The sequence below is a fragment of the Kitasatospora sp. SC0581 genome, from assembly GCF_048159585.1.
Lineage (GTDB): Bacteria > Actinomycetota > Actinomycetes > Streptomycetales > Streptomycetaceae > Kitasatospora.
Genome location: NZ_JBLRWA010000325.1, coordinates 1 through 315, shown reverse-complemented (window position 1 = coordinate 315; position 315 = coordinate 1). Strand labels below are relative to the sequence as shown.

Annotated in this window: 1 protein-coding gene; it reads right to left on the bottom strand. The window is 66.3% G+C overall.

The genetic code is table 11. The annotated features are described in order from the left end of the window. Positions 1-315: aldolase/citrate lyase family protein (locus ACLWS4_RS38310; protein WP_416876611.1), on the bottom strand; the 315-nt coding region annotated here is incomplete at both ends.

The following is a 315-nucleotide window of genomic DNA, read 5'->3' as shown; positions in this document are numbered from 1 at the left end:
CCTCGGGGTTGCGGATCTGCAGGAAGGGCCCGTCGATCGCCTGGAGGTCGTGCGTCCGGGCGGCCATCAGGATGCGCATCAGGATGTAGTGGTAGGCGTCGGCCGGGTAGCCGGGCGGCTGCATGCCGACCACCAGGGACTTCATGTTGATCGAGGCCATGAAGTCGGCGGGGCCGAAGATGATGGTCTCCAGCCGGGGCGAGGCGGCGGCGATCTCGTCGACGTTCACCAGGCCCTTGGCGTTCTCGATCTGCGCCTCGATGCCGATCCTGCCGACCTCGAAGCCCATGGTCTTCTCGATCTGGGTGAGCAGCA